Annotated in this window: 17 protein-coding genes; 3 read left to right on the top strand and 14 right to left on the bottom strand. The window is 36.9% G+C overall.

Annotation, left to right across the window (positions count from 1 at the left end):
• Positions 1–5: 5 nt before the first annotated feature.
• The 7 genes from MKY88_RS09365 to MKY88_RS09335 all read right to left on the bottom strand — a co-directional run bounded on the left by MKY88_RS09365 (position 6) and on the right by MKY88_RS09335 (position 4,817).
• Positions 6–1,169: an MFS transporter gene (locus tag MKY88_RS09365; RefSeq protein WP_328201878.1), complete on the bottom strand. Its 1,164-nt coding sequence runs from the start codon at positions 1,167–1,169 to the stop codon at positions 6–8.
• A 213-nt stretch (positions 1,170–1,382) separates the two neighbouring features.
• Complete coding sequence (locus MKY88_RS09360) at positions 1,383–1,535, bottom strand: hypothetical protein (protein WP_193831660.1); 153 nt, start codon at positions 1,533–1,535, stop codon at positions 1,383–1,385.
• A gap of 133 nt (positions 1,536–1,668) precedes the next feature.
• Complete coding sequence (locus tag MKY88_RS09355; RefSeq protein ID WP_328202877.1) at positions 1,669–1,800, bottom strand: hypothetical protein; 132 nt, start codon at positions 1,798–1,800, stop codon at positions 1,669–1,671.
• Between the two features lie 195 nt (positions 1,801–1,995).
• Positions 1,996–2,259, bottom strand: coding sequence for a hypothetical protein (locus tag MKY88_RS09350; RefSeq protein WP_083244649.1), 264 nt, complete (start codon positions 2,257–2,259; stop codon positions 1,996–1,998).
• Positions 2,260–2,430: 171 nt separating this feature from the next.
• Positions 2,431–3,084 carry a hypothetical protein gene (locus MKY88_RS09345; RefSeq protein WP_340813471.1) on the bottom strand — a complete coding sequence of 218 codons (654 nt, stop codon included), beginning with the start codon at positions 3,082–3,084 and terminating at the stop codon, positions 2,431–2,433.
• 44 nt (positions 3,085–3,128) lie between these two features.
• Positions 3,129–4,064, bottom strand: coding sequence for a PD-(D/E)XK nuclease family protein (locus MKY88_RS09340; RefSeq protein ID WP_328201881.1), 936 nt, complete (start codon positions 4,062–4,064; stop codon positions 3,129–3,131).
• A gap of 12 nt (positions 4,065–4,076) precedes the next feature.
• Complete coding sequence (locus MKY88_RS09335) at positions 4,077–4,817, bottom strand: sulfite exporter TauE/SafE family protein (protein ID WP_193833636.1); 741 nt, start codon at positions 4,815–4,817, stop codon at positions 4,077–4,079.
• Between the two features lie 92 nt (positions 4,818–4,909).
• Between MKY88_RS09335 and MKY88_RS09330 the strand changes: the two genes are divergently transcribed.
• A complete protein-coding gene (locus MKY88_RS09330) occupies positions 4,910–5,407 on the top strand; it encodes a DUF1648 domain-containing protein (RefSeq protein WP_328201883.1) in 498 nt (165 codons plus the stop codon).
• Positions 5,408–5,482: 75 nt separating this feature from the next.
• Here MKY88_RS09330 and MKY88_RS09325 read toward each other — a convergent pair whose 3' ends face one another.
• The 4 genes from MKY88_RS09325 to MKY88_RS09310 form a co-directional block, all read right to left on the bottom strand.
• Entirely contained in the window at positions 5,483–6,115 is a 633-nt protein-coding gene (locus MKY88_RS09325; RefSeq protein ID WP_340813469.1) for a hypothetical protein, read from the bottom strand.
• A gap of 8 nt (positions 6,116–6,123) precedes the next feature.
• Complete coding sequence (locus tag MKY88_RS09320) at positions 6,124–6,291, bottom strand: hypothetical protein (RefSeq protein ID WP_328201885.1); 168 nt, start codon at positions 6,289–6,291, stop codon at positions 6,124–6,126.
• Positions 6,284–6,469, bottom strand: coding sequence for a hypothetical protein (locus MKY88_RS09315; RefSeq protein ID WP_328201886.1), 186 nt, complete (start codon positions 6,467–6,469; stop codon positions 6,284–6,286). The genes MKY88_RS09320 and MKY88_RS09315 overlap by 8 nt, the downstream gene beginning before the upstream one ends.
• Positions 6,470–6,540: 71 nt before the next feature.
• Complete coding sequence (locus MKY88_RS09310; RefSeq protein WP_340813468.1) at positions 6,541–7,140, bottom strand: CPBP family intramembrane glutamic endopeptidase; 600 nt, start codon at positions 7,138–7,140, stop codon at positions 6,541–6,543.
• Between the two features lie 230 nt (positions 7,141–7,370).
• Between MKY88_RS09310 and MKY88_RS09305 the strand changes: the two genes are divergently transcribed.
• A complete protein-coding gene (locus tag MKY88_RS09305) occupies positions 7,371–8,054 on the top strand; it encodes a class I SAM-dependent methyltransferase (protein WP_340813467.1) in 684 nt (227 codons plus the stop codon).
• A gap of 99 nt (positions 8,055–8,153) precedes the next feature.
• On the opposite strand, the gene MKY88_RS09300 is transcribed toward MKY88_RS09305, so the two are convergent.
• Positions 8,154–8,594 carry a GNAT family N-acetyltransferase gene (locus tag MKY88_RS09300; protein WP_291758613.1) on the bottom strand — a complete coding sequence of 147 codons (441 nt, stop codon included), beginning with the start codon at positions 8,592–8,594 and terminating at the stop codon, positions 8,154–8,156.
• A gap of 110 nt (positions 8,595–8,704) precedes the next feature.
• Here MKY88_RS09300 and pdxR point away from each other — a divergent pair, with 110 nt between their 5' ends.
• Complete coding sequence (gene pdxR / locus MKY88_RS09295; protein WP_340813466.1) at positions 8,705–10,087, top strand: MocR-like pyridoxine biosynthesis transcription factor PdxR; 1,383 nt, start codon at positions 8,705–8,707, stop codon at positions 10,085–10,087.
• An 84-nt stretch (positions 10,088–10,171) separates the two neighbouring features.
• On the opposite strand, the gene MKY88_RS09290 is transcribed toward pdxR, so the two are convergent.
• Both MKY88_RS09290 and MKY88_RS09285 read right to left on the bottom strand, forming a co-directional pair.
• On the bottom strand, positions 10,172–11,389 hold the full coding sequence (locus MKY88_RS09290; protein ID WP_340813464.1) for an MFS transporter: 1,218 nt from the start codon (positions 11,387–11,389) through the stop codon (positions 10,172–10,174).
• Between the two features lie 313 nt (positions 11,390–11,702).
• Entirely contained in the window at positions 11,703–12,221 is a 519-nt protein-coding gene (locus tag MKY88_RS09285; protein WP_340813463.1) for a GNAT family N-acetyltransferase, read from the bottom strand.
• Positions 12,222–12,227: the final 6 nt, after the last annotated feature.

Here is a 12,227-nt window from a genome sequence, read left to right as displayed (position 1 = left end):
ATTGTCTACATATGTTTATTTTTTCTTGTTCTCTTAGCATCTTTATAAACGAACAGAGCAACAAGAAGAAAGCTTATACTAACAACACGGAAAATCATCTCTAAACTAATCCATTCAGCTAAAAGCCCTAATATAAATGCGCTAATGCCTACTCCAATATCAAAACTAGAAAGAAATGTTGCATTAGCTGCTCCACTTTTTGCCTCACTTACTTTTTGAACAGTCCATGTTTGTAAACAAGGCATAACGGTTCCATAGCCTGCCCCGAATAGGATGGCTGCGATAATAAGCAACCCATTATTTGTCGCGTATGATAACACAATCAATGATAAAAACCCTACTACTGCTGACACAATGATAATCGACCATGGCCCGGTTTTATCAAACCATTTTCCTGTAAATGGACGTAGTAAAGTGGAAACAATCGCATTGATAAGGAAAAATAAAAAAATTTGATCTAACCCTCTTTGTTCACCGTACAGCACAAGGAAGGTAATGATTGCACCAAAGCCAAGTGTTGTCATAACAGTCAGTAATGCTTGAAACCATACTTCTCTCTCAAAAACTGCTTCCATAAATCGAAATGGCTGCTTCTCATGCTTAACTGGTTCAGCCGAATAAACAAATTGAAGTGCTATCACTGCCATAAGGCAAAGAATGACGGAAGAATAGATTAATAGTTGGAAAGAAAAAGAATGATAGATTAGGATGCCTAAGCTAGGGGCAATGATTGCTCCCACTGTTGTGGATATTGAAAAATAGCCTATACCTTCACCTAATCTTGTTTTTGGAATTAAATCCACCGCCATTGTACTATTCGCAGTTGTTGACACTCCCCATGTTGCTCCATGGAAAAACCGTAATAGTAGGAAGAGCCAGATTGTGTTTAAAAAGGGATACATGATTGTAATCATCAATAACATAACCCCTGCACCAATAGCTAAACCTTTTCTTTTGTGATCGACTAAATAATAGCCTACAAAAGGTCTAATGATAATCGCGCCTATTGTAAATACTGTAGTAACCAACCCTACCTGAAAAGGAGAAGCATGTATGCTAATTAAATAGGCTGGTAGAATAGGTAGTAACATTTCAAATCCTATAAAAGTTAAAAAGTTACTAATAAATAAAAAAAGAAATGCTGAAGTAAAAATGGTTTGTTTTTGCATGTTAAAATTCCTCGCTTCTAATTAATCTTTTAAATTAGAAGCGCTTGGCACACTGAAACATTCCTAAATTGTCTTAACTTTTTAAGCAATCGTCTCACCCTTTCAAAAGTTTTATTTTCAATTAATCTTCTTTAACAACACAAAAAGACGCCAGGTAACCGGCGTCAGAACATGCATAAAGTATTTAAAAAGAACAAACATAAAGGTTCTTCTTTATCTATTAAATACAAAGGCAAAAAGCTTCCGGTTGCTGAATTCTATATGAAGTTTTTCTAAAAAACGACAGACTGGTCCCGTTGAATTGAAATCAGTTACTTGTAAAAATGTCTTTACTTCAATTGCAGCCATTCTGAAAACAGTTTCCATAACCTTTTGCCTCCTCTCGAAATATCAATACAATATAATTTAATACAAAATTATCAAAAAAGCAAACTCAGTTTTCTGCTTTCACATTCATTTAGGGTTACAACCTATCATGTGAAGTTAGGTGATTAGTACTTTATTTGTGTACAATATATCCCACCTTACGTGGTGCCACTACGTTTTGCTTTTCAACACTTTTCATACGATCATCTGAAGTTTTTTTCATAGGAGTTATCAAAAGTTCAAACATGGTTAATTGTTTATCCAATTTCATCCCCCTTTTTGATTCTTAAAAGGTATTGTACACTCTATTGGCTGCTTTTCTTATATATGTTTAATAGCTTGATTTTATACTAGCGGAAAAAATAGAGACATCTTTATACCTAGTACCTTCATTTGCTTTGAAAAAGCTACCTGTATATCGAATTAATCCACTAGTCTATTCTTCCATAAGGAAACCCATTCATTGCTGTAGTAAATAAAATATCGGAAGTAACATGAACCCTACTAGCAAAAGCACTGGAATCAAGGAAACAATTAAAGCCAATATTCTTAACTTCCCCTTTTGGCTAAAAAGGGCAGCTAGAAAAGACGCTATTATTAACGAAATGACCACAATATCTCCAATTTCAGAGGTTCCATTCACTACAATGGGGGTAATAAAAGCAAAGACAATGAACAAAGAAAATAATAACAATGAAATCATACTTAAATATTTTCTTAACACAATTACTTCACCTCTTTTGGTTCTCTTTTCCATTATTTTAACATAAATCATTTTATTTCTTATTCAACTAAACCGCTAAGAAGTTAAATAAAAAAAGAGTTGCTAATGCAACTCATAAGCTACTACCTACACTTCAACTGTTTTAAAGTTCTCCTACTTGAATACCTTTTTTTATAAAATTCGTGCAGCCTCCCCGTCGATTATTTTAATATGTATAAACGACGAACCGCCTCCTTGAATATGATTGGGCACGTCAGATAAATCAAGTAATTCCTTTATGTGAATGAACTTATTACGATTAGGCTCAATTGTCACATAATAAGGGCCAGCTACATTCATCAGAGACTCTATACGGGGTCCTTTTCCCGTTAAATGATCATCTAAAAACTCTAGCTCAAATGACACTGCTTCATTATTTCGATTTTGTAATTCAAGATGACATTCCCCATGTAATACATGCTTGCTTACTACATCAAATTGGCATTCACCATTCTTTGTATAGGAAATCGCCATAATCCCACGAGCGAAAGTCTCTTGATAGATTGTCATCAAAAGAATGGGTAAAAAGGTAAAGGTGATTAGCACTACACCAATTGATAGGAGGTGATATTTTTTCATCCCCTCGACAAGTAAAATCAAAGCAAGGATAAAGAGAGCTGAACCAAATAACCCAAGCAACACATAGCCATCATCAGTGAGGATAGGAAACGACATAAAGGAAATTCGAGCATTCACCATTTGATAGTTAGGAAATGGGAAAAATAAACACATACAAATTCCTAAAAGGATGATGGAAGTAACAAACGACACTTTATTTTTTATCATTTTCTCCCTCCTTTTATAGAAATGAAAATAGGCGAAACCCATTTCTACTTTTGCTCACATAATTCTCTAAAATTGCATCCACGACAATGCCATTTTTCTTGTGTTTGTTCAAAATCTTCCAAGTCCACAGGCTCGTTTGAAAAAATATCAGCTTGGTACTTTTTCATTTCTAAAACACTATACTGAAATGTATGTAAAATATTTTCCATATCAAAATCGGTAAAGCTATATTTCTTTCGTTTTCCCGATAGTAAATATTCATTGTAGACCTCAATTTGCTCAAGTGGCACCCGATATTTTTGCTGAACATAATAGGCATAGAGAGCTAATTGCTGGCGATCATCATCTGACTCTCCCCCCGTTTTCCAGTCCACAATTACCCATTTATCAGTTAGTTCATTAAAATAATGAAAATCCATTACAACGAACACTTGGATATCGTTGATTTTCATCGAGCGAAATTGTTCTGGTTCCCCAATACGTAAAGAACCTTTTTGTGATGTAATTTGTTGAAATGTTTCACTCATCAAAAAATGCTCAAAAACAAGCTTAATTCGTTCTTTATAGTCTTGTACTAGATCGGATGGAAGTTTGCCGGAATAGTATATTTCCTGCATCATATAATATTTATTTGGCTTTTGCCTCCATGATTCAAGATGGCGGGTAGAATCAATAAAAGCCGCATTCAGCTGTCCTCTAGCCCAATAAATTAGCTCCTCTAGTGTGGGGGGCTTCCTTGTTTGTAAATAATCATTAATAGCCTGTTCAATAAAACGGTGAACAATTTGCCCAAATAAAATAGGCATGGGTTGTAGCTTTTTTAAACGATAAACAAGTTGATGATAAGGCTCCACATTGTAGCTTAGCCACCCGTTATGGGAAAAATAATATTCATAGCCATATTTACGGGCACAGCTTGTTAGCGTTTTATGACGTGATAGTGACCATGAAAACGTAGGGTACGGTGTAATTTCAAACACGACAATCGCCTCCTATAGCTGCTGGATAAAATCATAAACAAGCTGTACGATCAGAACAATGGTTACAATACGGAGTAGCAGTTTGACTTGATTTGCTTTCACCCTTCTTGCTAAAACAATGCCAATTTGCGCACCAATCGTAGACCCTACCATTAAAATCAACGTTAGTGGCCATTCAATTTTCCCGGTAGCGATATAGGTAATTGCTGCTCCTGAGCACATGGCGAATACCCCTACCCTTGAGAGTCCTACTGCTTTAATATAAGAAATTTTCTCATGAGCATATGTATAAAGGGCTAGTGTACTACTGCCAGGCCCAAACATACCATCATAAAAACCAACCCCAAGGAGAATTGGACCATTTTTTCGATTCATAATAAAGAGTTCCTTATCGCCAAAATCAGCCCCACCCATAAAGGACATAATTAACGCAAAGCCTAGTAAAATGATGGCGATAAACGTCAATGCTTGACTACTCATAAATGAAGCAAAAAGTCCACCCAATGTTCCACCAATTAGGGATACCCATAAGACTGGTCTCATTTCTGACCATGCTAATTCCTTTCGTTTATAGATCGTATAAAAGCTCGAAAATGCACTTACCATATTGGATACTTTATTTGCCCCAATTGCAGAATGGACTGGCACCCCCATTAACATCATCGTTGGCAAGGTGATTAAACCACCCCCACCCACTAACGTTCCAATGACATTCCCAATGATGCCAATGAATAAAAATAACAAGTATTCCATCATATCCTTCTTTCTCTCTCACAAAAGCAATCATTCTATGATACAGTATAACAGATTGTAATTTTGAATGATGATGGAAATGAGGGGCAAGGATGCAAACACAACAAAAAACACCAACACCACGCTTTTGTCACCAGCTGACGGTCATCGTGGCCACCATTTTTTTAGCTGGCTTCACAGCTACACTAATTCAATATCGAAAGCTTCCTGCAACGATTCCCGTATTACAAAGCTTCACAAGTGACCATGCACAGTTTGGACCAAAAATAGCTATTTTTTATTTACCTTTTATCGCACTCATGCTATTTTTACTTTTACACTATTTAGAGATGAAAGCAGCCTATCCTGTGATGAGAAGAAATAAACCGCCGCTGTCCCATAGCCAGCGTCAAAATGCCATCATGACTTTTTGTCTCATAAAAAATAGTATTTTATTGTACTTTACTTACTCCCTTTTCAACGACCTTTCGATTGCATTAGGACGCGATCGCATTTTACAACAATGGCATGCGTATCTTTTTCTTTTCTTGCTCTGTGGTATTTTCAGTATGGGGATCGTACGAGGGATTTTATTGAATAAAAAGCGTTAAAAAAGACGTATTAAAGAGTAGCTCTTTAATACGTCTTACGAACATGAAATTACTATTGTTTGCTATACTAGATAGTTATTCACTATCCAATTCTCTTTCCATTTGTCTAAAATTATGTATTAAACCATACTTTTGTACACCACGCGCTTGTTCGATGCTAGCATCAGCCCATTGGCGAAATAATTCTTGATTTTTTTGGCTATGGGCGTATACTGCCTCCACAGCGGGTTGCATCCAGGGCTGTGTCAGCTTGTCACTTCTCATAGCAGCCGTTTGACCTTCCATCGCTGCAAAATAGCATAGGGCATAGCTTGATAACGGCTCCTTGTTAATTTGCTGGGCAGCAGCCTTTGCCGCTCCAAGATTTTTCTCCATAATTGCTTTCGTAAATAGATAATTATATTTGATGGCTGGCTGCTTATAATGGTGGATGATGACATCGATAGCACAAATCTGTTCATCTACCGTCCCATAAGCGGATGCATAGAGAGCCGCAAATATCGGTTCTTTTTGACGACACTTCACCCATTTATCTACCAGTTCCATATTGTTTGTTCGATATAAAATATGTACATGACGATAAATAATAGCTACCACGAACACAGCAATTATACCGAGTGAAAAGGATAGCCGAACACCTGATAAAGATAGCACCATTGCCAGCAAAATAATGGCTAAATAAATGACTGTTAATTGAACAATTTTCATAATATCTCCTACTGCAATTTCCTGCGCATCTTACGTGAAAAGATGAAACCCGCTCCTATAAAGAATACAAGTGCCATTACTTTCATGATAGGAATGATAAAAAGCTTACTGATGAGGAAGACAACGACTATATAATAGATCACCATTGCCAATAAAAATAATGTCAGCTTATTCACGCAGCTTCCTACTTTCCTTTAGTGCCGCCTCAATCGCAGCAAGCGCTTTTGGTCCCATTCCATGTAAATGAGCTAAAGTGGAAAGGTCAACGTTTTCCAGCTGTTTCAATTGTGTATAGCCTGCTGCTTGTAATGCACGAATTGCAGGTTTGGCTACTCCCTTTGGCCATTCTGTCATGTTTGCACTTCCCTTCACGAAAAATCTTCTCTGCCCTATTATGCAAGTGACGGCAAAGAAATGCAAATAAGTCAAAAAGTTAGAATTTGAAACATTGATAAGCAAGCAGTCATTAAATTAGTCAAACTATGAATACTCCAGCTCGTTACAATGGAACCCCCGCCAACTCGCTCATTCATCCATCCCATCACATAGCCTGCTAGCCCTGTAGATAGTACAACTAACAAGATGATTGGAAATGGTAATACCGTCCATAACATAGCCCCATGAATACTGCCAAAAACGAGGCTTTGTAGCAAATTTCCGACCTGGAAACCAAATGACTTTGCCAGCCTTTTCAATAAAAAACCACGGAACAATAGCTCCTCAGATAAGCCGGTCTGAATCATAGCATATAGAATAGCTGGAATGACCCCCGCTAAGCCAAGGCCAGCAAATTGATTGGACGCTAATATGGAACCATCCATGTAAAAAAAGACGAGAGCGAAATTAGGCACCACTAATACGACAATAGAAAGCATATAAAATATGGCATATTTCCCCTTATCAACAATAACAGGCCTGTGAAATCCTAACCATTCGAGGAAGGGTTGTTCCTTTTTAGCTGTAAAACTCCACCAAACAAACGGTATGACTGAAAATAACATCACTTGCACAATTGCATTAATCATATTTTCTCCCCCTATTCATTACGTTAAGTGTAGAAGAAAGAGCTACTAAATTCAATAATTTTTTAATGATAATCATTAAATTATTATTTCTTAAAATTAAATATTAATCGTTTTACTTTAATTATAACAGGATAAAATTTCTTTATTGTGCTTCGGTTAAATCTCATATATACTCAATTACAGACAATTAAGGTCTTTAATATACACAATATAAATTGGAGGTAATGACTATGAATACACATTTATTAGAGAAAGCTCGCATTTATGAACATAGCACTCGTATCTCTGTACCAGCCTATGACACTCTGTTCGCCATGACACAAGCCTATTTCCGAGCTCATTTAGGTGAGCAGGATACTTCCCTGCTAGTTGTAGGAGCAGGGGGCGGTAATGAGCTATCCGCATGGGGACCATCTAATCCAAACTGGACATTTATAGGAATAGACCCGTCTGAAGAGATGTTGCAAATTGCTCAGTATAAAGCACAGCAATTAGCTATAGAAAGCCGAGTTCAGCTTCTTCAAGGAACCATTGATACCTTGCCCTCCTATCCATTAACCTATGATGCGGCTAGCTGTATCCTTGTGCTGCATTTTATTGAAGATAGACAGCAAAAACTTAACTTACTGCACAACATTCATGCGCAATTAAAGCCCGGCAAACCTTTTGTCCTCGCTTGTGCCTATGGAGATCGAAATAGTAACGAACTGCAAGATCGCATTAAAATCTGGCAAAGCTTCTTTTTAGATGCAGGATACAAAAAATCAAAGGTCGAAGATATGGGGAAAGTCATTATGAATATCTCTTTTCTATCCGATCATGACATTCAAGAATTATTGAAAGAGGCTGGATTTAAGCAGATTACACGCTTTTTCAATTCAGGTCTTTTTGCCGGCTGGATGAGCCACGCCTAACCGTAAGACCCCACCATTTAGCTAAATGGCGGGGTCTTTCAACAGGTGGATTATAGATTTCATACAAACAAAGGCTTTTAAAAATTACAGCCCCGTTTCTCACCAATAAATACTGTAATAATACACATGATCATCTATGGTCATCCCTACTTTTTCATAGAGCTTTTGGGCGTTGACATTGTCCTTTGCGGTTTCAAGCATCATGTAACGAGCGTTCTCCTGCTGGCAATAGACGTAGCATTGTTCGATTAATGCCTTTGCCACCCCTTGTTTTCTGGCATGCCCAGCCACAAATAAATCATTTAAAATAAATGCCCCTTTCATAGCAACGGATGAAAAGATAGGAAATAACTGCGCAAAACCTACTGCTTCCCCATCCAAGTATGCGAGAAAAATAATGGATTGCTCCTTTTCCACACGTTCTTGGATAAACTGCTCGGCTTGTATTAAATCAGTCGGTTGTCCATAAAACTCACGATAGGCATTAAATAACGGGACCACTTCCCTAATTGTTGCCAGTGACACAGTACAAATATTCATATTCCACTCCCCATTTCAATTTATTTGTCATTCTAGTATGATGGTAGTAGATTATCTGACATTCCAAAAGAGACAGTTTCAAACATTTCAACATGTCGAAGAGGTGCATTATGGACGATTTCATCTTTTTATTAACCGACAAAGAGGTCAAATATAAACAAATCTATCAGCAAATGAAGACTCTCATTATGGAAGGTACATTGAAAAAAAATGATTCCCTGCCTTCTATTCGGAAGCTAGCAGAAACATTACAGGTGAGCCGCAATACGACCTTAACGGCCTATGATCAGCTTGTGGCTGAGGGGTATATTCGTGGTGAAGGTAGGAAAGGGTATTTTGTGAATGCGTTGGAGCAAGTTTTCTTACAAGAGCAGCCACAGCCCATTCGATCGAAGCCACTAAAGGATACTTCTGCATTACTTGTGAACTTCCAAGCAGGGGCTGTCGATCAACAACACTTTCCCATCAAGACGTGGCGTCAAATCGCCAATCAGGTTTTACAGGAACCAACTTGCTATCAATATGGTGAACTGTTTGGAGAACCTATGCTAAAAGAGCAGCTTGCCCAATACTTACTTCAGGCAAGAGGGCTATATACCAATAATGAAAATATCATTATTGGCAGTAGTACACAGCAAATGCTTCTGTATCTTGGGTTTTTATTAAAGAAAAATTTCCCTAGTATACTACTGGAGGACCCAGGCTATGATGGGGCTCGGGAGGCATTCCAATTACATAACTTTGACATTGAGGCCTTGCCTGTTTTCGAAGAAGGTGCACAGCTTGATGTCTTAACAACTTGTCGCTCACGCCTATTGTATGTCACACCATCACACCATTTCCCATACGGTGCCTCGATGAATATTCAACAACGACAAGCACTTATACGATGGGCCCAAAAAGTGAATGGCTATATACTCGAAGATGATTATGATGGTGAATTTCGTTATACACAACAGCCATTCCCTGCCCTTGCCTCCATCGACCCCTCTCGGGTAATTTATTTAGGCACATTTTCCAAATCCTTTTTACCAGGCATTCGAATTAGCTATATGGTGTTACCGACTGCCCTTGTGCAGCCTTATAAAGAAAAATTTGCTCATTTTGAACAAAATGCATCCACCCTACATCAACGCACAATGGCCCAATTTATGGCCCAAGGCGAATGGACCCGCCATATTAAACGAATGCGCCTGACCTATAAACAAAAAATGCATTGCCTTGTGCAGGAGCTACAACAACAATTTGGGGAGAAAATCACGATTTTAGGTGAACAATCAGGACTCTATATTTTGTTGAAAATAAAGTTACCCCTCTCGGAACAACAGCTAATCCACCAAGCAGAGTCCCACGGGATAAAAGTTTATCCAACCAGCCCGTTTTTTCTCCATCAAGCAAGTATAGAACCGATGCTACAGCTAGGCTTTAGCAAGCTATCAATGGAAGAAATTAAATTAGGAGTCCAACTACTAAAAAAAGCCTGGTCTTCATAAAAGCCATGATCCTCAAAGAAGCACCTTTTAAGTACAATTAGTTCAATAAAAAGGACCATCAAATATGATGGTCCTACGTCTTCTTTAATTGGATTGTTTCAAAGCATTTCTAACAAACAATTGCTTATTTTTGTGAGCGATTACACTGACTGTCGCCAGTAATAGCCCCGAAATCACGAAAACCAGTCTAATTCCTACTAAATCTGCTATTACCCCCATAACAAGAGAGCCAATGCCGAAAATTCCAGTTCCGATAGCACCTAATGACGTATAAACAGTTGACAACTGTTCTTTTGACACACTAGTTTGTATCACTGTTTGTTGAGGAATTTGTTTAATTTGTCCAAAAAGCCCTACACAAAATGATAAAAGTAAGGAAATCATTGCAATGCTGTTTATGCTAAATAATATTGTCAATATGAAACTTGCGAAGGAACCTATAAAAATATAGGTTCCAATTTTCTTTTCTATAACAGAAGAAAATTTTATACAATAAGCACTCCCTAAAATCAGGCCTAAAAAGTTGGCTCCATTAATAAATCCCCACCACTTTTCATCAACGTTCAAAGCGTCGTTGACAAACACATATAAAATAGCGGCTATCCAAACTGTTGCAGCGATGGTTTCTAAAAATTCTATCCAAGCAATCCTTTTTAAAACGGGCGTATTAGATAAAGTTTGCCAACCCTCTTTAATCTTTTCTAGTTTCCCTTTTGTCTCCGTCGAATCATGACTGTTTACATTTTCTAAAAGGCTAAGTAGTAGGCTTGCCATTACAAATAAACATCCTACTAACCAAATCAGTTGTTGAGGGCTCATAATCATTAACAATGAACTTCCTACGAACCACATACCTGCTTGAATGACCTGCGTAATAGTTTCGGAAATTCCATTAGCTTGAAGTAGCTGTTCAGGTTTAACATAGTGTGGAGTCAATGTCTGTCTTATTGGATTTGCACATCCATCAAAAAAAGCAATCCATCCTATTATTAAAAAGAAAAAATAATAATTAGCTGCTGATAAACCCATTACCATAAATCCTAGAATAAAGAGTAAAATCGTTTTTGCGATTTGTGACCCAGCAAGTAACCATTTAAGATTTAGTTTCTCCACCAAAAGAGGTGTCAGCAGACTGGATATAAACATAGAGGAAGCAATTGTAAATGGCACGAACGATGCTGCAATTGCAGAACCTGTTAACAAAAAAATCGTACTTATAACACTGACTATATATAATACATCGCCTATATTAGCGAGTAACTGACCTAATAGTAATAAAGAAAAATTTCTATTCAATTTCATTATATATCCCCCGATATTTTACTCGATTTTTGGCTTAATCGGGGAATATTAGATTGGACTATTCATTAAAATTTGACTCCTATCATCTAGACGGATAAATCTGGGGGATATCGATTTATCACAAGTTTTTTATCATCTATTCATATTTAAATGAATTATAGCATTGTTTGTTTAAACATTACACGTCCGTAGTAATTTTTACCATATTTTATGTTTACTCAGTAACCAATCCTTCTTAAGCTAAGCCGCTCCATTTGTACAATAAATAAAAAAAGGAGCTGTCTAAACAGCTCAATACTCTTCATCTGTTAGTTTAACAAGGCGAAATAGTCAGAGCATAATAAATGAAATTTAATTTCTGACCATTCATTTCGATATTTTCACTACTAGTAGATATTTTCTTAAAACCATTTTTCTCTAAAACTCTTTGAGAAGCTATGTTATTTGTTGTTGTTTCCGCCTTAATTTGTTTTATGTCTTCATCAGTTATTGTTTCGATTAATTTTTTCAATGCTTTATTAGCAATTCCTTTTCCAGTATGTTCTTGACCCACCCTATAACCGAGATGACCGATTTTATGAAAGCTATCAATATCCACTAAATTTATTCTTCCTAGAATAGAACTATCTAGATCTTTAATTAAATAGAAATATGACCTTCCCTGAGCTTGTTCTTCAAGTAAAGCTTCGTGTCTTTTTTTAAAAATCTCAGGGTTATAGTATTCATCTCCACGAGTAGGTACCATTTCTTCGAAAAATTTTCTGTTTTCAAGTTCGAATTTATACAATCCTTCGGCATCTACCACTTGTAATCTTTCAATATATATATCCATGTAATA

Origin of the sequence: Lysinibacillus sp. FSL R7-0073 (genome assembly GCF_038009065.1) — a bacterium.
Classification (GTDB): domain Bacteria; phylum Bacillota; class Bacilli; order Bacillales_A; family Planococcaceae; genus Lysinibacillus; species Lysinibacillus fusiformis.
Note: the sequence above shows the minus strand (reverse complement) of the source record. Positions and strands in the feature narration are given on the sequence as shown.

Bases quoted from the DNA above. Each gene is read 5' to 3' on its own strand.
- pdxR (WP_340813466.1), top strand. From the start codon at position 8,705: ATGGACGATTTCATCTTTTTATTAACCGACAAAGAGGTCAAATATAAA.
- MKY88_RS09285 (WP_340813463.1), bottom strand. From the start codon at position 12,221: ATGGATATATATATTGAAAGATTACAAGTGGTAGATGCCGAAGGATTG.
- MKY88_RS09300 (WP_291758613.1), bottom strand. From the start codon at position 8,594: ATGAATATTTGTACTGTGTCACTGGCAACAATTAGGGAAGTGGTCCCG.
- MKY88_RS09335 (WP_193833636.1), bottom strand. From the start codon at position 4,817: ATGGAATACTTGTTATTTTTATTCATTGGCATCATTGGGAATGTCATT.
- MKY88_RS09345 (WP_340813471.1), bottom strand. From the start codon at position 3,084: ATGATAAAAAATAAAGTGTCGTTTGTTACTTCCATCATCCTTTTAGGA.
- MKY88_RS09325 (WP_340813469.1), bottom strand. From the start codon at position 6,115: ATGAAAATTGTTCAATTAACAGTCATTTATTTAGCCATTATTTTGCTG.
- MKY88_RS09365 (WP_328201878.1), bottom strand. From the start codon at position 1,169: ATGCAAAAACAAACCATTTTTACTTCAGCATTTCTTTTTTTATTTATT.
- MKY88_RS09315 (WP_328201886.1), bottom strand. From the start codon at position 6,469: ATGACAGAATGGCCAAAGGGAGTAGCCAAACCTGCAATTCGTGCATTA.
- MKY88_RS09310 (WP_340813468.1), bottom strand. From the start codon at position 7,140: ATGATTAATGCAATTGTGCAAGTGATGTTATTTTCAGTCATACCGTTT.
- MKY88_RS09360 (WP_193831660.1), bottom strand. From the start codon at position 1,535: ATGGAAACTGTTTTCAGAATGGCTGCAATTGAAGTAAAGACATTTTTA.
- MKY88_RS09290 (WP_340813464.1), bottom strand. From the start codon at position 11,389: ATGAAATTGAATAGAAATTTTTCTTTATTACTATTAGGTCAGTTACTC.
- MKY88_RS09305 (WP_340813467.1), top strand. From the start codon at position 7,371: ATGAATACACATTTATTAGAGAAAGCTCGCATTTATGAACATAGCACT.
- MKY88_RS09330 (WP_328201883.1), top strand. From the start codon at position 4,910: ATGCAAACACAACAAAAAACACCAACACCACGCTTTTGTCACCAGCTG.